Origin of the sequence: Thioclava sp. F28-4 (genome assembly GCF_002020045.1) — a bacterium.
Classification (GTDB): Bacteria; Pseudomonadota; Alphaproteobacteria; order Rhodobacterales; family Rhodobacteraceae; genus Thioclava; species Thioclava sediminum.
The window spans coordinates 442,649-460,035 of sequence record NZ_MPZQ01000002.1; the positions used below are offsets into that span (position 1 = coordinate 442,649).

The following is a 17,387-nucleotide window of genomic DNA, read 5'->3' on the forward strand; positions in this document are numbered from 1 at the left end:
TAGATAATGCTGTCTTTTCTGATCCTCGCGCTCGCCGGCCTCGCGGCGGGCGCTTTGAATGCGGTCGCGGGCGGCGGGACGTTCCTGTCCTTCCCCGCGCTTGTCTGGACCGGCGTGCCGCCGATCACCGCGAATGCGACCGCGACGCTGGCGGCCCTGCCCGGCTATCTGTCGAGCGCATGGGCCTTCCGCCACGAGCTGCGCCATAAGGGGCCGATGGCGCTGCGCACGATCCTGATCGCGGCCGTCGCCGGCGGTTTTCTCGGCGCGCTGCTGCTGCTGATCACCCCTGAGAAGCTGTTCGCAGGCGTGGTGCCGTGGCTGTTGCTGCTGGCGACGGCGGCCTTCGCTTTCGGGCCGTTGCTGCTGAAGGCGCTGCAACGCTCGGGCCGCACGATGGGCGCGGTTTCGGCCTTTGCCCTCCTGATGGCCGTGACGATCTACGGCGGCTATTTCAACGGCGGGCTCGGGATCATGCTGCTCGCGGCGCTCGGCCTGATCGGCTTCACCGATCTGCACGCGATGAACGGGTTGAAGAACCTCGTCTCGGCGGTGCTGTCGCTGGTGTCGGTCGTGACCTATGCGGTGGCCGGGCTGATCGACTGGCAGGCGGTGCTGGTGCTGGGCATCGCGAGCGCCATCGGCGGCTATCTCGGCGCGCATCTGTCGAAGCGGATCACCAACATGGCGCTGCTGCGCGGCTTCATCATCGCGGTCGGGCTGGTGATGGCGGCGGTCTTCTTTGCACGCGGCTAACCCAGCCAGAGCGCCGAGCCGAACATCTTGCGCAACAGCCCCGTCTGGCCGCTGACACCCGCGCGGGCGTAGATCTGCTTCGAGGTCGAGCGCGCGGTCTCCAGCGTCCAGCCCAGCCGCTCGGCCGCGTCGCGCAGGCTCGCCCCGTCGCACAGAAGCGCCGCAAGCCGCGCCTCGGAGCGGTTGAGATCGAGCGCGCCCGCGATCCGCGCGACTGGCAAAGCTTCGGCCCGCGGCATGTCGCGCAGATGACCGATCAGTGCGGGACTGCCCCGCCATTGTCCCGGCGCAAGACAGAGAACACCCCGGCCCTCAGGTCCCAGTGGAATCGGCCGGACGACCTCCCGCCCCTCTCCAAGTGCAGCAAGGTTCTGACGAAAGCGCAGCGCGGCGTCGGGATCGGCGAATTCCGGGCGTGCGCCCATGCGCAGCCGCAACCAGCCTTGCGCATCGAACTCCGCCGCCACGCGCGGGTCGAATGCGAGCACCGTGCCCGCAGGCGTCAGCACCACCCAGCCAGCGCCGAGCGCTTCGGCAGCCTCAGTATCACGCGCAGCACGGGCCCGCTCGCCACCGAGCGCCTCGCGGATCATCATTGCCTGCCCCAGATGCGGCGCAAGCGTCGAGAGCGCCAGCGCCTCGGCCGCGCGGAAATCCCGATGCGGACGCGCGATCATCAACACAGCCTGTCCCGCCGCCCCCGCCGCAACTTTCAGCGCGCGGAGCGGCCCGGGCCACTCGATATCGCCCGGCAGATCGATCTGCGAATAGACGCGGTCCAGACGCATCGGGTGCAGGCGCGCGGCATCGGGCAAAGCAATCCTGCCAACCTGCCAGCCCGCGCCCTCCCCCTCGTTCGCGAGAATCTGCACCGCCGCGCCCTCGGCATGGGCAGCCTCACATAGCCGCTCGAGAAAGCGCACCCAGCCAGCTTTCCCCGCCTCACTCGCCGCCGCGAAGAGCGCGTTGATCAACAGTGTGTTTTCGGACTGACCCAACATAAGCCGTATTTACCCCCCATTTGGGGGGTTATCCAGCAAAACCCGACGCCTATATCTTGGAAAACCGCGTTCAGACAGAGACCTCCCTCATGAACAAGACCCTGACTCACCTGCAGCGGCTCGAAGCCGAGAGCATTCACATCCTGCGCGAAGTCGTGGCCGAAGCCGATAATCCGGTCATGCTCTATTCCGTCGGCAAGGACAGCGCGGTGATGCTGCATCTCGCGAAAAAGGCCTTCTACCCGTCGCCGCCGCCCTTCCCGCTGATGCATGTCGACACGACGTGGAAATTCCAGGCGATGTACAACCTGCGCGACAAGGCCGCGAAGGATGCGGGGATGGAGCTGATCGTGCACCAGAACCCCGAGGCGAAGGCCAAGGGGATCAACCCGTTCGATCACGGCTCGCTGCATACCGACATGTGGAAGACGGAAGGTCTTAAACAGGCGCTGGATAAACACGGCTTCGACGTGGCCTTCGGCGGCGCGCGCCGCGACGAGGAGAAATCCCGCGCAAAGGAACGCGTCTTCTCGTTCCGCTCGGCCAATCACCGCTGGGATCCGAAGAACCAGCGCCCCGAGCTTTGGCGCCTCTACAACGCCAAGAAAGCGAAGGGCGAGAGCGTCCGCGTCTTCCCGATCTCGAACTGGACCGAACTGGACATCTGGCAATATATCCACCTTGAAGGGATCGAGATCGTCCCGCTCTATTTCTCGGCCCCGCGTCCGACTGTCGAACGTGACGGGCTGATCCTGATGGTCGATGACGACCGCTTCCCGCTGCGCGACGGCGAGGAGCCGAAGATGCGCTCGGTGCGCTTCCGCACGCTGGGCTGCTACCCGCTGACCGGCGCCGTCGAGAGCGAGGCACAGACCCTTCCGGAAGTCATTCAGGAAATGCTGCTGACCACCACCTCCGAGCGTCAGGGCCGCGCGATCGACCACGATCAGAGCGCCTCGATGGAGAAGAAAAAGCAGGAAGGCTACTTCTGAGCCTTCCTCTCCCGAGCCGCACGCGCGCCTTCATTTCCACCCTATCAGGTGAGCCGACATGACGACCAACGATCCGATCTACAAGACCGACGCGCTGATTGCGCAGGATATCGACGCCTATCTCGAGGCGCATCAACACAAGACCATGCTGCGCTTCATCACCTGCGGCTCGGTCGATGACGGGAAATCGACGCTGATCGGGCGGCTGCTCTATGACAGTAAGATGATCTTCGAGGATCAGCTGGCAGCCCTCGAGGCCGACTCCAAGCGCGTCGGCACCCAGGGCCAGGAGATCGACTTCGCGCTGCTGGTCGACGGTCTCGCCGCCGAGCGCGAGCAGGGCATCACCATCGACGTGGCCTACCGCTTCTTCGCCACCGAGAAGCGCAAGTTCATCGTCGCCGACACCCCCGGCCACGAGCAGTATACCCGCAACATGGTGACCGGCGCCTCGACCGCCGATCTGGCCGTGATCCTGATCGACGCGCGCAAAGGCGTGCTGACCCAGACGCGGCGCCACTCCTATCTCGTCCACCAGCTTGGCATCCGCCATATCGTGCTGGCCGTGAACAAGATGGACCTCGTCGATTACGATCAGGCGACCTTCGATGAGATCGTGGCCGATTACAAAACCTTCGCCGACAGCATCGGCATCGAAGGCTTCACCCCGATCCCGATCTCGGGCTTCAAGGGCGACAACATCACCGGCCCGAGCGAGAACACGCCTTGGTACAAGGGCCCCTCGCTGCTGCCCTACCTTGAGGCGGTCGAGGTGGACGTGACCTCCGATCAGGAGCGCCCCTTCCGCATGCCCGTGCAATGGGTGAACCGCCCGAACCTCGATTTCCGCGGCTTCTCGGGCCTGATCGCCTCGGGCACCGTGAAACCGGGCGATGAAGTCCGCGTGCTGCCCTCGGGCAAGACCTCGAAAGTCGCGCGGATCGTCAGCTTGGAGGGCGACCGCGACACGGCGGTGGCGGGCGAATCCACGACGATCACGCTCGCCGACGAGATCGACTGCTCGCGCGGTCAGGTCATCGTTGCCGCGAAAGAGCCGCTGGAAGTCGCCGATCAGTTCGAATCCACACTCGTCTGGATGGACGAGACCGAACTGGTGCCGGGCCGCGCCTATTGGCTGAAGATCGGCACGCAGACGGTTTCGGCGACCGTCCACGAGCCGAAATACGAGGTGAACGTCAACACGCAGGAGCATCTGGCGACGAAGACGCTGGACCTGAACGCGATCGGCGTGGCCAACATCACCACCGACCGCGAGATCCCCTTCGCGCCCTATGGCGAGAACCGCGATCTGGGCGGGTTCATCCTGATCGACAAGATGACCAACCAGACGGCGGCTGCGGGCATGATCAACTTCGCGCTGCGCCGGGCTCAGAACATCCACTGGCAGGCGACCGATATCGGGCGCGAGCATCATGCCAACATGAAGCACCAGAAACCCGCCGTGGTCTGGCTGACGGGGCTCTCGGGCTCGGGCAAATCGACCATCGCCAATATCGTCGAGAAGAAGCTGGCGCGGATGAACCGCCATACCTTCCTGCTCGATGGCGACAACGTCCGCCACGGCCTCAACAAGGATCTGGGCTTCACCGAGGCCGACCGCGTGGAGAACATCCGCCGCGTCGGCGAGGTCGCGAAGCTGATGACCGATGCGGGCCTGATCGTGGTCACGGCCTTCATCTCGCCCTTCCGCTCCGAGCGCGACATGGTCCGCGCGATGATGCAGCCGGGCGAATTCCTCGAAGTCTTCGTGGATACGCCGCTGGAAGTGGCCGAGGCCCGCGACGTGAAAGGGCTTTATGCCAAGGCACGCGCCGGTCAGCTGAAGAACTTCACCGGCATCGACTCGCCCTACGAGGCGCCCGAGAATGCCGAGATGCGGATCGACACCACCGCGATCAGCCCCGAGGAAGCGGCCGATCTGATCATCGAGCGGCTCATTCCGTAAGCGGTTACATCCACCGCCCCAAATGACGCGAATGTGCGGCCCTCCCGGGGGCCGCACGTTTTCGTTTTGGCCTTGACCTCGCTCGGGGGCGCGCCCCAACCTGCCCGAAATAACGCCAGCAGAAAGAAGCCCGAATGCCGATCGAAAACGTGCACTTCAGCGAACTCGAATATTCCCGCCGGATCGCGCTCGTGCGTGCGGCGATGGCGCAACGCGAGATCGACATTCTCTTCATCACCAACCCCTCGAACCAGTTCTGGCTGACGGGCTATGACGGCTGGTCCTTCTACACGCATCAGGGGGTGATCCTGCCGATGGAAGGCGCGCCCTACTGGTGGGGCCGCTTCATGGATGCCAATGGCGCGCGCCGCACCGTCTGGATGGAGGAGGAAAACATCCTCCACTACAACGACGCGATGGTGCAATCCGACATCATGCACCCGATGGAAGACCTCGCCTCGCACCTGCGGATCATGGGCTACGGCAAAGCCCGGATCGGTGTCGAGATGGAGACCTATTTCTACACCGCGAAGGCCCATGCGGTCCTTTATGAAGGGCTACCCGAGGCCACGCTGCTCGATGCCTCGGTGCTGGTGAACTGGCAGCGCCTGATCAAATCCGACGAGGAGCTGCGCTTCATGCGCCGCGCCGCGCGGATTTCCGAACTGGTGATCGAACGCGCGATGGAGCTGGCCGAGCCGGGGCTGCGCAAGCACGATCTGGTGGGCGAGCTCTATCGCACCGCCGTGCAGGGCGAGGAAGACAGCTGGGGCGACTACCCGGCCATCGTGCCGATGCTGCCCTCCGGCCCCGACGCCTCCGCGCCGCATCTGACATGGAACGGCGAGGCGCTGAAGGCGGGCGAGGCGACCTTCGTCGAACAATCCGGCTGCTATCGCCGCTATCACGCGCCGCTCTGCCGGACCGTGTTCCTAGGCAAACCGCCGCAACATATGATCGACGCGTCCGAGGCGCTGACCGAGGGGCTGAACGCCGGGATCGAGGTCGCCCGCGCCGGCAACCGCGCCTGCGACATCGCGCGCGCGCTGAATGTCGAGCTTGCGAAGGTCGGCATCGAACGGCCCAACCGCGCGGGCTACGCGGTTGGCTGCTCTTACCCGCCCGATTGGGGCGAGCACACCGTCTCGATCCGCGACACCGACGAGACGATCCTTGAACCCGGCATGACCTTCCACTTCATGCCCGGCCTCTGGATGGATCATTGGGGAATGGAGACGACGGAGACCATCGTGATCACCGAGGACGGCCCCGCCCTGCCCCTGTGCAACGTCGAGCGCAAACTGTTCATCAAGGACTGAGCCCATGCGGATCGACACCACCCGCGCGATCCTCTCGGACCTGATCGCCTACCCGACGATTTCGACCGACAGCAATCTGCCGATCATCCACTACATCGCGGACCGACTGGAAACCGTCGGTGCGGCGGTGGAAGTGATGGTCGACGAAAGCGGCCACAAGGCGAACCTCTTCGCGACACTGGGCGCGCCGCGCGACGGCGGGCTCGTGCTGTCGGGCCATTCCGACGTGGTGCCGGTCACCGATCAGGATTGGACCAGCGATCCCTTCACCATGACCGAGCGTGACGGCAAGCTCTACGGGCGCGGCGCCTGCGACATGAAAGGGTTCATCGCGGCCTGTCTCGGCTCGCTCGATCTGCTGGCCGAAGCCGCGAAAACCCGCCCGATCCATTTCGCCTTCACTCATGACGAGGAAGTCGGCTGTCTGGGCGCGCAGGAACTGGTGAAGCTGCTCGCGAAACGCCCGGTCAAACCCGCGCTTTGCATCATCGGCGAGCCGACTTCGATGCAGGTCTTCGACGGCAACAAGGGCTGCTGCGAATATACCGTGCGCTTCGAGGGCCTGCCGGGCCACAGCTCCGCCCCCGAGAAGGGCGTGAACGCGGTCGAATACGCAGTGCGCTACATCAACCGGCTCTTCGAGCTGCGCGCCGAACTGGTAAAGCGCTGCCCCGAAGGCTCGCGCTTCGACCCGCCGCAGACGACGCTGAACGTGGGCGCGCTGAAAGGCGGCATCTCGCATAACGTGATCGCGCCCCGCGCCGAACTGGCCTGGGAGATGCGCCCGATCAACGCCGCCGACATGGAGTTCGTCAAAGGCGAGATCGCGAGCTACGTCGAAGACACGCTGCTGCCAGAGATGCGCGCGATCGCGCCCGAGGCCGGGATCGCTACCGAGACCATCGGCGAGGTCGTCGGGCTCGAGCCGATGGACGACAATGCCGCGCGTGATCTGGTCTTCGCGCTGACCGGCCAGAACCACGCAGGCTGCGTCGCCTTCAACACCGAGGCCGGGCTGTTCCAGTCGCTCGGGATGGATGCCGTGATCTGCGGGCCCGGCTCGATCGAGCAGGCCCACAAGGCCGACGAATTCGTCTCGCTCGAGCAGATGGATCAGGCGCTGACGATGCTGGGAAGGCTCGCCAGCGCCCGAACCTGACCGCTCTTACGCGGCGGCTTGTCGCACAGGGGTGGCGGCGGTCTCGCGGTAATGCGCCTGGGCTGCGGCAACCCCGCTGCCCAGCTCCACCGGCAGGCCGAGATCGACCATCGCCATCTCGGCCGTGGCCAGCCCCGAGAGCGCCATCACATCGGTCATCAGGCCCAGATGCCCGATTCGGAACACCTTGCCCGCGACATCGCCAAGCCCGCCCCCGAAGGCCACGCCATAGGTATTCAGCGCCTGCGCCACGATCCGACCCGCGTCGAACCCATCGGGCGCACGCACCGCGCTGACGCTGTTGGAGTAGAGATCGGGCGAGACGGCGCAAAGCTCCATCCCCCAAGCGGCCACCGCGCGGCGCACGCCTTCCGCGATCCGGGCATGGCGAGCGAAGACATTGCCCAGCCCCTCTTCCAGCAGCATGTCGCAGGACGCCTTCAGCCCGTTCAGCATCCCCACCGGCGGCGTGTAGGGATAACCATTGGCCGCATAGCCCGTGCGCATGTCGCGAATGTCGAAGAAGCAACGCGGCAGCTTCGCGCCCTCGACTGCCTCCAGCGCCTTTTGCGAAAAGCCTGTGATGGCGAGGCCCGGCGGCAGCATGAAGCCTTTCTGGCTGCCGGTCACGGCCACATCGACGCCCCAGTCATCCATCCGGAACTCCATCGACCCGATCGAGCTGACGCCATCCACGAAGAACAGCGCCGGATGCCCTGCCGCATCCATCGCCCGCCGGATGCCCGCGACATCCGAGGTCACGCCGGTTGCGGTCTCGTTATGGGTAGCAAGCACCGCCTTGATCTGGTGGCCCGTGTCGGCGCCGAGGATGTCCGCGAAGCGCTCGACAGGGATGCCCTCGCCCCATGCGACGCTGACCACCTCGACCTCCAGCCCGTAGCGCTGGCACATGTCGATCCATTTATGGCTGAACATCCCGTTGCGGCAGGCCAGAACCTTGTCGCCGGGTGAGAGCGTGTTGGTGATCGCGGTCTCCCAGCCGCCGGTGCCGGTCGCGGGGAAGACGAAGGCCTCGCCCTTGGTCGTCTTGAGCACCTTCTTCACACCGTCCAGCGCCGGGTGGATGATATCGGCGAAACCGGGGCTGCGATGATCCATCGTCGGGATATCGACGGCCTTGCGCAGCGTCTCGGGAATGTTGGTCGGGCCCGGAATGAAAACGGGATTGAGATGGATCATGACGCCTCCTCCATGTGTCGGAAGCGTTTCTACCATGGCGCGGCTGATGCAGAAATTTTTACGGCTCGTGGGCGTTTGCACCGCATCATTCGAGAATTCTTAGGGAATTCAGGGCTTTGATTTTTTCACACAGTGAAATTAGATTTTGCTTTATACTGCGTAAGATATTTCTTTTTGCCGCTCAGAGGTGCGCCCGATGACCACGCCCCGCCGGAAGGGCCGCCCGAAAGGCTTCAACACAGACCCCGCGCAGGGCACGATCCTTGCGTTGGACCGGGCGCTCGACGTGCTGGACCTGCTGGCGCGGCATGGCGGGCTGTCGCTGAGCGCCATCGCGCGCGAGCTGGACCAGTCTCCGGCAACGATGCACCGCGTTCTGGCCACGCTTCATGCCCGCGATTTCGTGGAGCCCGAGGCGCAGGATTGGCATATCGGCCCGGCGGCCTTCCGCATCGGCTCAGCCTTCCTGAGGCGCACCAATGTGTTCGAGCGTGCCCGGCCGCTGATGCAGGATCTGATGCGCGCGACCGGGGAAACGTCAAATCTGGGTGTCGAGCGCGCGGGACAGGTGCTGTTTACCGGGCAGGTGGAGACGCATGATCCGATCCGGGCGTTCTTCCCGCCGGGCACGGTCGCGCCGCTGCACGCGTCGGGCATCGGCAAGGCGCTTCTGAGCACCTTTGCCCCGGACCGGCTCGACCAGCTCCTCGCGGATTACGATTTCGCGCAGTTCAATGATCGCACCATCGGCGATGCGGAAGCCTTGCGCGCAGAACTGGAGCAGATCACGGCGCGGGGCTACGCGGTGGACGATGAAGAACGCACGTTGGGCATGCGCTGCATCGCCGCGCCGATCTTCGACGCACATGGTGACGCGGTGGCGGGGATTTCAGTCTCCGGCCCCGTACAGCGAATTCCCGATAGCCGCCTGCCCGCCCTCGGGCAAGCGGTCGCTCAGGCCGCGAAAGCGATCAGCCACCGGATCGGGGCGGCTTAATTCAGCCGCTGACCGGTTTTCGGATCGAAGAGATGCAGGTCCTCGGCGTTCACCGAAAGCCGCACCTGCCCCACCGCCTGCTTCTCCATATGCACGCCCGGCAGCGCTGCGGTCATCGCCTCGCCGCGCCCTTTCAGCGTGCCGTGCAGGAGCGTATTCGCGCCCAGCGGCTCGGACAGGGTAACGTTCAGCGTCAGCGGCCCGTTATCGTCGGGATGCAGATGTTCGGGCCGAATGCCGAGGCTGACCGGGCGATCGGGCAGATCGGTCGGGCCAAGCGTCACATGGCCCAGCATCACCTGACCGGCGCGCACCTCGGCATCGATGACATTCATCGACGGGCTGCCGATGAACTGCGCTGCGAAGATGGTCACGGGGCGCTCATAAACTTCGAGCGGCGTGCCGATCTGCTCGGCCACGCCCCCGTTCATCACGATCATCCGGTCGGCCATGGTCATCGCCTCGACCTGATCGTGGGTCACGTAAAGCGCCGTCACGCCCAGCTTGCGCTGCAGCTCGCGGATTTCGACGCGCATCTGCACCCGCAGCTTGGCGTCGAGGTTCGACAGCGGCTCGTCGAACAGGAAGACCGACGGCTCACGCACGATGGCGCGGCCCATCGCGACCCGCTGACGCTGCCCACCGGACAATTCGCGCGGCTTGCGTTCGAGATAGTCCGACAGCTGCAACAGTTTCGCAGCCTCGTCGACGCGGCGCTTGATCTCGGGTTTCGCCATGCCCGCGATCTTCAGCCCGTAGCCCATGTTCTGGCGCACCGACATATGCGGGTAGAGCGCGTAGTTCTGGAACACCATCGCGATGTCGCGGTCCATCGGCTCACGCTCGTTCACGCGGGCCTCGCCGATGCGGATTTCGCCCTCGGAGATGCTCTCCAGCCCCGCGACCATACGCAGAAGCGTCGATTTCCCGCAGCCGGAAGGACCGACGATGACGATGAATTCGCCATCCTGGATGTCGATCGAGACCCCGTGCAGAACCTCGGTCTTGCCGAAACGTTTCTTGATATTTTCGAGTTCAACGGTCGCCATTGTCTGCCCTTATTTCTCGCTGTCCACGAGGCCGCGAATGAAGAGTTTCTGCATCGAGATCACCACGATCACCGGCGGGATCATCGCGAGGATCGAGGTCGCCATGATGACCGGCCAATCGGCGATATCGTCGCCCGACGGGAACATCTGTTTGAGCCCCATGACGATGGTGTTCATCTCGGGATTGGTGGTGATGAGAAGCGGCCAGAGATACTGGTTCCAGCCATAGATGAAGAGGATCACGAAGAGCGCCGCGATATTCGTGCGGCTCATTGGCAGCAGGATATCGAAGAAGAAGCGCATCGGACGCGCACCATCGACGCGCGCAGCCTCGGCCAGCTCGTCCGGCACCGTCAGGAAGAACTGCCGGAACAGGAAGGTCGCCGTCGCCGATGCGATCAGAGGCAGGATCAGCCCGGAATAGCTGTTGAGCATCCCGAAGCCCGCCACGACCTCGTAGGTCGGCACGATCCGCACCTCGACCGGCAGCATCAGCGTGATGAAGATCATCCAGAAGAAGAAGCGCCGCCCCGGAAAGCGGAAATAGACGATCGCGAAGGCCGACAAGAGCGAGATCGCGATCTTGCCGAGCGCAATCCCCAACGCCATCACCAGCGAGTTCACCAGCATCGTCGCGACCGGTACGTTCACCCCGGAGAACAGCGCGTCCGAATAGTTCTCGATCAGGTGCGAGCCCGGCATCACCGGCATCGGCGCCTGCGCGATCTCCTGCTGCGTGTGGGTCGAGGCCACGAAGGCCAGCCAGATCGGGAAGAAGATCACCAGCACGCCCGCGATCATCAGCACATGGGTCAGCCAAAGACCGGAGCCGCGCTTTTCCACCATGCCCGGGGGCGGTTCGTTGTGCATGTCAGCCATCAGTAATGCACCCGCTTCTCGACGAATTTGAATTGCAGCACCGTCAGGAAGCCCACGACCACGAGCAGCACCACGGATTGCGCGGCGGAGCTTCCGAGATCCTGACCGACGAACCCGTCGGCATAGACCTTGTAGACGAGGATCGTGGTGGCCTGTTGCGGCCCGCCGGACGTGATCGTGTGGATCACCCCGAAGGTCTCGAAGAAGGCATAGACGATGTTGACGACCAGCAGGAAGAAGGTCGTGGGCGACAGGAGCGGCAGCACGATCGTGAAGAAGCGCCGCCAGAACCGCGCCCCGTCGATCGCCGCCGCCTCGATCACCGATTTCGGCACCGCTTGCAGCGCCGCGAAATAGAACAGGAAGTTGTAGCTGATCCGCCCCCAGGCCGACGCCACGACGACAAGCCCCATCGCCTCATGCTCGTTGAGCACATGGTTCCAGTCGTAACCCATCTGGTTGAGATAGAAGGCGACCACACCGATCCGCGTGTTGAACATGAACAGCCACAGCACACCGGCCACGGCGGGCGCGACCGCATAGGGCCAGATCAGGAGCGTGCGATAGGTCCCCGCCCCTTTCACCAGCCGATCCGCCAGCACCGCGAGGAACAGCGCCGGGATCATCGAGACCAGTGTCACGAGGGTCGAGAACACCGCCGTCGTCACGAAGGACGCGCGATAATAGGGGTCGTTGAAGAGGTATTCGAAATTGCCGAGGCCCACATATTGCATCGACAGGCCGAACGGATCGGGGATGAACAGCGATTGCCACACCGCCTCGCCCGCCGGGTAGAAGAAGAACACGCCCGAGACGATCAACTGCGGCGCAAGCAGCAGCATCGGCAAGAGCCAGCCCTTGAAAGTTACGCGTTTTTCCATGTCGGGATCGGGGCCTTCGAATAGAAATAGCCGCGGGCAGGTTTCCCCCGCCCGCGGCCGGATTTGGGTTAGCGGTTGGCTTGCTCGAAGCGGCGCAGCAGCTGGTTGCCACGCTCCACCGCGTTGTCGAGCGCGTCCTGAGCGGTCTTGTCACCGGCCCAGACAGCTTCCAGTTCCTCGTCGATGATGCCGCGGATCTGGTCGAAATTGCCCAGGCGGATGCCCTTCGAGTTCTCGGTCGGCGCATTCGCGGTCATCTGCTTCACAGCCACATCGGTGCCGGGGTTCGCGTCATAGAAGCCCTGCTCGCGGGTCAGATCAGCCGCAGCCTTGGTGATCGGCAGGTAGCCGGTGTCCTGGTGCCACTTCGCCTGCACTTCCGGCGAGGAGAGATAGCTCAGGAACTCGGCGACACCCTTGTAATGGCTGTCTTCCTTGCCCGACATCACCCAGAGCGAAGCGCCCCCGATGATGGTGTTCTGCGGCGCACCGTCCACGTCGCCCCAATAGGGCAGCGGGTGAACCTCGAAGTTGAACTTGGCTTCGGACTTGATGCCCGCGTAACCGGCCGAGCTCTCGGTGAAGAGCGCGCAGGTGCCGGCGCGGAAGTCCGCACCACCTTCGTTGCGGCGGCCCTTGTAGATGAACTCGCCCTTCTTGGCCCAGTCACCCAGCGTCTGGATATGCTTGACCTGAACGGGGCCGTTGAATTCCAGCTTGGCGTCGAGACCGGCGAAGCCGTTCTCTTGGCTGGCGAACGGCACGTTGTGATAGGCCGAGAGGTTCTCGAGCTGGATCCAGCTCTGCCACGCGGTGGTCATCGGGCAATCGACGCCCGAAGCCTTCAGCTGGTCGAGCACCTTGCCGACATCTTCCCAGGTGGTCAGCGGCGCATCCTTGGCCACGCCTGCCTCGTCGAGCATGTCGCGGTTGACCCAGAGAACCGGCGTCGAGGAGTTGAAGGGCAGCGACAGCATCTTGCCGTCGGTGGTGGTGTAGTAGCCCTTCACCGCGCCGATATAATCGTCGGGATTGAAGTCCACGCCCGCGTCTTCCATCACCTGATAGACCGGCTTGATCGCGCCCTTGGCGGCCATCATCGTCGCCGTGCCGACCTCGAACACCATCAGGATGTCGGGCTGCTCACCGGCGCGGAAAGCCGCGATCCCGGCGTTCAGCGTTTCCGAGTAGTTGCCCTTGTTGGTCGCCACGACCTCATACTGGTCCTGGCTGGCATTGAAGTCCTTGACCTGCTGATCGACGAGCTCGCCGAGACGGCCGGTGAAGGCGTGCCAGAACTGGATTTCCGTCGCTGCATTGGCCGTGAAAGGCGCAATGAGCGAGGCCGACGCAAGCGCCGCACCGAGTGCAAAATTCTTCATGTCTTCCTCCCATATGTAGCGGGATTCATTGTTGGATGGATCTGAGGCCCCAAGCGAAGCCTCCGCGCTACGCGGCGTAGTGTGCGGATGTAACAGGAACAAAACAAGAGAGTGATTTCGTTTTCGCTTTGACGCTCGGTCGCGTTACCCGATGCGGAGCCGCGCCCCCTCAATCCCTATTTTTCATAGGAATTTCGAAGTTTCTCGAAGTTAGGCCAATCCATTGCTCACGATGTTGTGAAGCGCATTTTTGCGCGCTTCGACCAAAACCGAACAAAAACCGACAGCTCCGCGCAACGCCCGAGCATGTTTCGCCTCGCCCCCGGCGGCGCTTTGCCGAATCCCTCCGATTTGCTAGCCTGTTGAAATGGTTCAATTCGGTTCGGATCATCGTCATGTTCGTTGCGTCGTATCAGTTTTCTGCTTTTCCGATCCTTGCCGCCGCAGGGATCGCCCTCGCATCGACGGGCGCAGCTTTCGCCCAAAGCTCCGGTGAAGGTCCCGCTCTGCGATGGGATCAGGCCGAATGCCTGCGCGATCATGCAACCGACTACCTCGAGCAACGGGCATTCCCGTCAATCCTCTTCGTGGGCTTCTGTAAGGACGGGGTTTTCGACCCCACCGCAGCAGAGATCGCACAGGGAACGAGCCGCAATTCCGCCATCGACTCGGAAGGTCTGCCGCGGTTGCAATCCGGCGCGGTCATTCCCGCCAATCCCAAAGCTGCGGTGCTCGTGTTGACACGTGCGCAGCTCGAATGCCTGCGCGACAGTTTCGACAGCGTCGCGCGCAAGCAGGTCGCAAAGCTCGACGAGAAGACCGAAATTCCGGTGGCCGAGCTTGATTTCTCGGGATGCCCGCAGTGAGCGCGGGGCAGACGCCGCCCCCTGCCGCAGACGCCCCCAATGTGCCCAGAGACGCGCCTGAAACGGATACGACCGCTTCGCCCGAAGTCGCGTCCAACGCGGCCATGAGCCTCCGGGATAAGATCGAGATGGGCTCCTGGATCGCCACGATAGCTGCCCTCCTCTTCACCGCCGGGCAAATCTACCAATGGCGCGAGGACCGGAAAGCCGATCTCTCGCTCGAAATGGTCGCACGGTTTTCCGACCTCGAATATGCAGGAAGCGCCCGCCGCGAACTTGCGCAATTCTGGTGGCAGAACTCGGACGCCCTAGCCAAAGTCACAGCGATCAAAGGCGGCATCCCTCCCGCGCAGCGGCAAAAATTTCTTGACCTGCTGTTCCAGAAACGCCCTCCCGTAAAGCGTCAGGAGCAATTCGCGGCCGTGTCAGAGATGGCGAATTTCTTCGATCAGGTCGAGCTATGCATCGCGACCAAACGCTGCGACGCACAGATCGCCACCGACTATTTCTGTGGCTACGCCGCGAATTTCGCCGACCTCTACCAAGGCCCGCTCACCCAAGTGCGCGAGACCTTCGGCACTTCCGGGCTCGGGGCCGGCCTGCAGAATTTCGTGGAGGCCAGATGCGACGACTGATCCCCGCCGTTGCCCTGTTGAGCACTCTCGCTTTCGCGCCGACTGCCCAGGCAGCCGACATCTACTGGGCACCGCCGATCACGAATGAGTTCGTGTTACCTTATATCGGCGTGGATATGGCCACCGGGACCAAGCCGGGCGACAGCTTCGATTTCAAGAACGCGTTGCACATTCATATTAGAGGCGAAATCGCGCCCGGCGACGCAGAGACATTCCGGAACCTGATCACCGACAGGGCCAGCGAGATTTTCGATCCGATTTCGGGCGGGGTGAATATGCGCCCCGTCGTCGTCTCTCTCGACAGTGACGGCGGCGATTTCTACGAGGGTCTCAAACTCTCCGACTCGATCCGCGGCTTCGCTACATTCGTCGGCAAAGGCGACCGGTGCCTCTCGGCCTGTGCGATCGCGTTCCTGGGCGGCTCAGAGAGGATGCTGCGCGGCTACCCGATGTGGAACGCGCGATACGTTCACACCGAGGGCGTCGTCGGGTTTCACGCGCCGTTCTCGAGCCTCTCGAATACGCTGATGATCCCCGATGGCACGCCGTTTTCGAGCACGCTCGGCAATCAAATCGCCACGCAATTCTACGCACAGGCTCAGGACGCGATCAACGAACTCACGAAGCGGATGGGGACATGGAATATCGCCCCGGGTTTCGTCTTCGAAATGATCGGCAAGAAATATCAGAAGGACGACGACAGGCCGCTGGGCGAGCAGTACCTGCTGATCAATTCATATAACCGGCTCGATCAGACCAAAACGACTGTCCTTGCCGACCGCGCCCCGAACCCGGCCAATGTGGACATTCTCGGCGCCATAAACGCCTGCGAATTCCTGGTATTCGCAAATACCGGTCGCCGGGTGATGACTGGCCCGCCAGTATCTTCAGAGGCCATACCCGAGCACGGCCTGATCCGCTTGTGGTCAAGATACTCAAGCTTCGGATATGCGACGGAAGAAGGCCTTAAAACCTCGGGCAATCCCCGCCCAAGGCTGAAGAAGGTGAAAATCGGCCCCCTTACGGCGAATGTTTTACTGCCCGCCGCGGGCGACGACTCCTATTACCTGCAAGCGAAGCTCGCAGGTCCGGGCCGCGTCGACTGCAATGTTTTCAGGGACGCTGACGGCCAATGGTATGTCAAAACCTACAATATCGACATCCATGACAACGATACGTTTCTCACGATGAACGGGACAACAGCCACGCAGCGCGATGTGCTCGACTACAAGGGCCCCTACCCGATCAACGATTTCACCATCCTCGGCCCCGACGGCGTCTGGAACAATTTCCCCGCCATCGAGCCCTCCGAAGAGCTCACGCCGATCCTCGCCCAATTCCCCGATATCATCGGCCCCAGCTTCGACTGCACCGGCAAGCTCGATCCGGCGGCGGAGGTGATCTGCCTGATCCGCCCGCTCGGGCAGCTCGACGGGGTGCTGGGCAAGCTCTATCCCCGCGCCGTCGCGAAGGACGCAGAGGGCACGAAGCAGAGCCAGCGGCATTGGCTCAAGATTCGCGACCGCGCCTGTCGTCCGGGCGGGATCGACACGAACGACCCGCTGCAATTCCGCAGCCTGATCGATTGCCTCACCTTCTTTTACGAGATGCGCCTTGGGGAATTGGACCAGATCGCGCAGGCCAATTAACCGCCATAGCGGAAATTGCGCACATGCGCGGGCATTTCGACACCGTCGAGGTTGCGCGGATCGGGGATCGGGTCGCCCACCTCCATACGGATCGGGATCACCCCGGCCCAGATCGGCAGCGCGTAATCCTCCTCGTCGTCACTCGGCCCGCCGGTGCGGATCTTCGCGGCACCCTCGGCGATCTCCATCCCCAGCACGGTCGTCGCTTTCAGATCCTGTTCGTGATCCGGGCGCAGCATCTCGTAGCGCCCCGGATAGAGATGGTTCACGAAATTCCCAAGCTTCTGCAGCTTCTCCGCCGGGTCTTCCACCTTGAACGCGGTCCCGTAGAGCATAACCGACCGCGTATTCAGCGAATGATGCATCCCCGAGCGCGCCAGCACCAACCCGTCGAGGATCGACACCGTCAGGCAAACCTCGGCCTGCGTCTCGCTGCGCAGAGCGCGGCTCGCGGAAGAGCCGTGCCAATAGACGTGATTGCCCTCGCGCCATTGCATGGTCGGCGTCACATAAGGCTTGCCGTCGCGGACATAGCCCACATGACACATCGGCTGCGCATCGAGGATCGCGTTGATCGTATCGCGGTCAAAATGGCCCCGCTCATACAGGCGGCGCAGGCGGGAACGGTCGGTCACGGGAAGGGTCTCGGTCATGGG

General features: G+C 63.4%; 16 protein-coding genes. 9 read left to right on the forward strand and 7 right to left on the reverse strand.

Annotated elements, in window-relative coordinates; genetic code table 11:
* Positions 1 to 6 precede the first annotated feature (6 nt).
* Positions 7 to 756, forward strand: a complete 750-nt coding sequence (locus BMI87_RS06895; RefSeq protein WP_078520414.1) for a sulfite exporter TauE/SafE family protein — start codon at positions 7 to 9, stop codon at positions 754 to 756.
* On the opposite strand, the gene BMI87_RS06900 is transcribed toward BMI87_RS06895, so the two are convergent.
* A complete protein-coding gene (locus tag BMI87_RS06900) occupies positions 753 to 1,730 on the reverse strand; it encodes a hypothetical protein (RefSeq protein WP_143594811.1) in 978 nt (325 codons plus the stop codon). The genes BMI87_RS06895 and BMI87_RS06900 overlap by 4 nt on opposite strands.
* Positions 1,731 to 1,813: 83 nt before the next feature.
* Between BMI87_RS06900 and cysD the strand changes: the two genes are divergently transcribed.
* The 4 genes from cysD (at position 1,814) to argE (ending at position 7,193) form a co-directional block, all read left to right on the forward strand.
* A complete protein-coding gene (gene cysD, locus BMI87_RS06905; protein ID WP_256365665.1) occupies positions 1,814 to 2,749 on the forward strand; it encodes a sulfate adenylyltransferase subunit CysD in 936 nt (311 codons plus the stop codon).
* 58 nt (positions 2,750 to 2,807) lie between these two features.
* Positions 2,808 to 4,715 carry a sulfate adenylyltransferase subunit CysN gene (cysN, locus tag BMI87_RS06910; protein ID WP_078520417.1) on the forward strand — a complete coding sequence of 636 codons (1,908 nt, stop codon included), beginning with the start codon at positions 2,808 to 2,810 and terminating at the stop codon, positions 4,713 to 4,715.
* A gap of 134 nt (positions 4,716 to 4,849) precedes the next feature.
* On the forward strand, positions 4,850 to 6,034 hold the full coding sequence (locus tag BMI87_RS06915; protein WP_078520418.1) for a M24 family metallopeptidase: 1,185 nt from the start codon (positions 4,850 to 4,852) through the stop codon (positions 6,032 to 6,034).
* A gap of 4 nt (positions 6,035 to 6,038) precedes the next feature.
* A complete protein-coding gene (gene argE, locus BMI87_RS06920) occupies positions 6,039 to 7,193 on the forward strand; it encodes an acetylornithine deacetylase (RefSeq protein WP_078520419.1) in 1,155 nt (384 codons plus the stop codon).
* 6 nt (positions 7,194 to 7,199) lie between these two features.
* Here the strand turns inward: argE and bhcA are convergent, their stop codons facing one another.
* Positions 7,200 to 8,393 (reverse strand): L-aspartate--glyoxylate aminotransferase BhcA, encoded by a 1,194-nt coding sequence (gene bhcA, locus BMI87_RS06925; RefSeq protein WP_078520420.1) that lies wholly within the window; start codon positions 8,391 to 8,393, stop codon positions 7,200 to 7,202.
* A gap of 196 nt (positions 8,394 to 8,589) precedes the next feature.
* Between bhcA and bhcR the strand changes: the two genes are divergently transcribed.
* Positions 8,590 to 9,390 carry an HTH-type transcriptional regulator BhcR gene (gene bhcR / locus BMI87_RS06930; RefSeq protein ID WP_078520421.1) on the forward strand — a complete coding sequence of 267 codons (801 nt, stop codon included), beginning with the start codon at positions 8,590 to 8,592 and terminating at the stop codon, positions 9,388 to 9,390.
* Here bhcR and BMI87_RS06935 read toward each other — a convergent pair.
* From BMI87_RS06935 to ugpB, 4 genes are all read right to left on the reverse strand, one after another.
* A complete protein-coding gene (locus BMI87_RS06935) occupies positions 9,387 to 10,439 on the reverse strand; it encodes an ABC transporter ATP-binding protein (RefSeq protein ID WP_078520422.1) in 1,053 nt (350 codons plus the stop codon). The two genes, bhcR and BMI87_RS06935, sit on opposite strands and share 4 nt — an antisense overlap.
* 9 nt (positions 10,440 to 10,448) lie before the next feature.
* A complete protein-coding gene (ugpE, locus tag BMI87_RS06940) occupies positions 10,449 to 11,285 on the reverse strand; it encodes a sn-glycerol-3-phosphate ABC transporter permease UgpE (RefSeq protein WP_075774334.1) in 837 nt (278 codons plus the stop codon).
* 32 nt (positions 11,286 to 11,317) lie between these two features.
* The gene (gene ugpA, locus BMI87_RS06945) at positions 11,318 to 12,199 is read right to left on the reverse strand and encodes a sn-glycerol-3-phosphate ABC transporter permease UgpA (protein ID WP_078520423.1); all 882 of its coding nucleotides are present in this window, start codon (positions 12,197 to 12,199) and stop codon (positions 11,318 to 11,320) included.
* Positions 12,200 to 12,267: 68 nt separating this feature from the next.
* Positions 12,268 to 13,581 carry a sn-glycerol-3-phosphate ABC transporter substrate-binding protein UgpB gene (ugpB, locus tag BMI87_RS06950; protein ID WP_078520424.1) on the reverse strand — a complete coding sequence of 438 codons (1,314 nt, stop codon included), beginning with the start codon at positions 13,579 to 13,581 and terminating at the stop codon, positions 12,268 to 12,270.
* A gap of 395 nt (positions 13,582 to 13,976) precedes the next feature.
* Here ugpB and BMI87_RS06955 point away from each other — a divergent pair, with 395 nt between their 5' ends.
* The 3 genes from BMI87_RS06955 to BMI87_RS06965 all read left to right on the forward strand — a co-directional run bounded on the left by BMI87_RS06955 (position 13,977) and on the right by BMI87_RS06965 (position 16,731).
* The gene (locus BMI87_RS06955; protein ID WP_146681525.1) at positions 13,977 to 14,447 is read left to right on the forward strand and encodes a hypothetical protein; all 471 of its coding nucleotides are present in this window, start codon (positions 13,977 to 13,979) and stop codon (positions 14,445 to 14,447) included.
* 104 nt (positions 14,448 to 14,551) lie between these two features.
* On the forward strand, positions 14,552 to 15,082 hold the full coding sequence (locus BMI87_RS06960) for a hypothetical protein (protein ID WP_078520426.1): 531 nt from the start codon (positions 14,552 to 14,554) through the stop codon (positions 15,080 to 15,082).
* A complete protein-coding gene (locus BMI87_RS06965; RefSeq protein WP_078520427.1) occupies positions 15,070 to 16,731 on the forward strand; it encodes a hypothetical protein in 1,662 nt (553 codons plus the stop codon). Before BMI87_RS06960 ends, BMI87_RS06965 begins: the two co-directional genes overlap by 13 nt.
* Here BMI87_RS06965 and BMI87_RS06970 read toward each other — a convergent pair.
* Positions 16,728 to 17,384: a pyridoxamine 5'-phosphate oxidase family protein gene (locus BMI87_RS06970; protein ID WP_078520428.1), complete on the reverse strand. Its 657-nt coding sequence runs from the start codon at positions 17,382 to 17,384 to the stop codon at positions 16,728 to 16,730. The two genes, BMI87_RS06965 and BMI87_RS06970, sit on opposite strands and share 4 nt — an antisense overlap.
* Positions 17,385 to 17,387: the final 3 nt, after the last annotated feature.

Coding starts and splice junctions, on each gene's coding strand:
- BMI87_RS06895 (WP_078520414.1), top strand. CDS start 7: ATGCTGTCTTTTCTGATCCTCGCGCTCGCCGGCCTCGCGGCGGGCGCT.
- cysN (WP_078520417.1), top strand. CDS start 2,808: ATGACGACCAACGATCCGATCTACAAGACCGACGCGCTGATTGCGCAG.
- BMI87_RS06915 (WP_078520418.1), top strand. CDS start 4,850: ATGCCGATCGAAAACGTGCACTTCAGCGAACTCGAATATTCCCGCCGG.
- argE (WP_078520419.1), top strand. CDS start 6,039: ATGCGGATCGACACCACCCGCGCGATCCTCTCGGACCTGATCGCCTAC.
- bhcA (WP_078520420.1), bottom strand. CDS start 8,393: ATGATCCATCTCAATCCCGTTTTCATTCCGGGCCCGACCAACATTCCC.
- bhcR (WP_078520421.1), top strand. CDS start 8,590: ATGACCACGCCCCGCCGGAAGGGCCGCCCGAAAGGCTTCAACACAGAC.
- BMI87_RS06935 (WP_078520422.1), bottom strand. CDS start 10,439: ATGGCGACCGTTGAACTCGAAAATATCAAGAAACGTTTCGGCAAGACC.
- ugpE (WP_075774334.1), bottom strand. CDS start 11,285: ATGGTGGAAAAGCGCGGCTCCGGTCTTTGGCTGACCCATGTGCTGATG.
- ugpA (WP_078520423.1), bottom strand. CDS start 12,199: ATGGAAAAACGCGTAACTTTCAAGGGCTGGCTCTTGCCGATGCTGCTG.
- ugpB (WP_078520424.1), bottom strand. CDS start 13,581: ATGAAGAATTTTGCACTCGGTGCGGCGCTTGCGTCGGCCTCGCTCATT.
- BMI87_RS06955 (WP_146681525.1), top strand. CDS start 13,977: ATGTTCGTTGCGTCGTATCAGTTTTCTGCTTTTCCGATCCTTGCCGCC.
- BMI87_RS06960 (WP_078520426.1), top strand. CDS start 14,552: ATGAGCCTCCGGGATAAGATCGAGATGGGCTCCTGGATCGCCACGATA.
- BMI87_RS06965 (WP_078520427.1), top strand. CDS start 15,070: ATGCGACGACTGATCCCCGCCGTTGCCCTGTTGAGCACTCTCGCTTTC.
- BMI87_RS06970 (WP_078520428.1), bottom strand. CDS start 17,384: ATGACCGAGACCCTTCCCGTGACCGACCGTTCCCGCCTGCGCCGCCTG.